General features: G+C 40.5%; 1 protein-coding gene. It reads right to left on the reverse strand.

The genetic code is table 11. The features are described 5' to 3' along the window. Nucleotides 1–173 precede the first annotated feature (173 nt). Nucleotides 174–1268, reverse strand: a complete 1095-nt coding sequence (gene wecB, locus EGI24_RS14550) for a non-hydrolyzing UDP-N-acetylglucosamine 2-epimerase (RefSeq protein ID WP_255049169.1) — start codon at nt 1266–1268, stop codon at nt 174–176. Nucleotides 1269–1614: the final 346 nt, after the last annotated feature.

Consider the following 1614-nt stretch of genomic DNA (forward strand, 5'->3'; position numbering starts at 1 on the left):
CGCCGCCCAGACCTAAGGCCGTTTCTTCATTTGATTTTAGCAAATCAAATTTCGAAATGCTCGAACTGACGTTGTATTTGGCATTTGAAAACGTGTTCTCGACTACCGCTCGAACTAACAAGGAACAATCGAACTGGCACGCTCGAACTAACCAATAGCCTAAAAACTATTCACTATACAATCCTTTCCAATATCTCCGCAATCCTATCCGCCGTATTTCCGTCCCAAAGCTCAGGGATTTCGCCTTTTTTCCAGTTGCCTGCAAAAATATCCTTTAGAGGTTCTATCAGTTTATTCGGGTCGGTGCCGATGAGTTGGTTGGTGCCTACGGTACAAGTCTCTGGTCTTTCTGTAGAGTCTCTCAGCGTCAGGCATGGCACCTTCATGACGGTGGTTTCTTCCGTGATACCACCAGAATCGGTAATGACCACCTTGGCATTTTTAACTAAATAGTTGAATTCCAAATAACCCATGGGTTCGGAGAGGATGATATTCTCAGGCTGCAAATCAAGGCTTTCATACACTTTGCGGGTACGTGGATGTATCGGAAAGATTATTTTGTTGGGTGCCACCGTTTCACTGACTATTTTGACGAGATGAAGTAGATTAGCAGGATCATCGACATTGGCAGGCCGATGCAGGGTCATCACAATGTATGCTTGCTCTTTTAGTCCATTTTCAGCCCAAATCTTAGGTTGTTTGAGCCGAGTAATATTCTTGAGCAGGGTATCTATCATGGTATTGCCCACAAAGAAAATCTTTTCCTCCTTTATGCCTTCCCTTCTTAGGTTTTGGTTGGCTACCTCAGATGTGGTAAAGAAATAATTGGTAATGGCGTCGGTGACCTTCCTGTTGATTTCTTCGGGCATGGTTTCGTCATAAGAGCGAATACCACCTTCAATATGTGCTACGTCTATATGGAGTTTTCTGGCAGCAATGGAACAAGCCATGGTGGAAGTCACGTCACCTACGACGATACAAAGATTAGAGGGTTTTTCTAGTAAAATTTGTTCATAAGCCACCATTATCTTGGCGGTTTGTTCAGCCTGAGTACCTGAGCCAACCTGCAAGTTGATGTCTGGATGGGGTATGCCCAGCTCATCAAAGAAGGTCTCGCTCATATTCTTGTCATAATGCTGACCGGTATGTATTAGGCGGAAGTTTATTCCTTTTTGTTCGAAATGGTGGCTCTTAAAAGCGTCGATAATGGGAGCAATCTTCATGAAGTTGGGGCGTGCTCCTGCAATAATATCTATGAGTTTTGACATGGGTGCTATTAAAAATTCAAAATTAATGGAATATAATTAAACTCTGATTCTTGAAAGGTTAAACATTAAGTAAATAAGTATAGAAAATATCTTAATTTTCTTAATATCTTAATGCACTTCATGTTAAAAAAAATAGCCTCAAATGTTTAACATTAAGAGAATTAAGGGCATTAAGGAATCAAAATATCTAAATGCTTTTAATAAACTTAATATTAAAAACTTCCTCAATGGTTATGCATTAAGATAGCCTGCTATTCCACAAAAGACACAAGGATTCAAATACTCAGTGCCCCTCCGTGCATAACTCTGAGCACTCTGTGGTAAAAATAGTTTCTCAATTTAAGGA

The sequence above is a fragment of the Lacihabitans sp. CS3-21 genome (genome assembly GCF_024343675.1).
In the GTDB taxonomy this organism is placed as follows: domain Bacteria; phylum Bacteroidota; class Bacteroidia; order Cytophagales; family Spirosomataceae; genus Leadbetterella.

Excerpts from the sequence above, each read along its gene's own strand:
- wecB (WP_255049169.1), bottom strand. The coding sequence starts at position 1,268 with ATGTCAAAACTCATAGATATTATTGCAGGAGCACGCCCCAACTTCATG.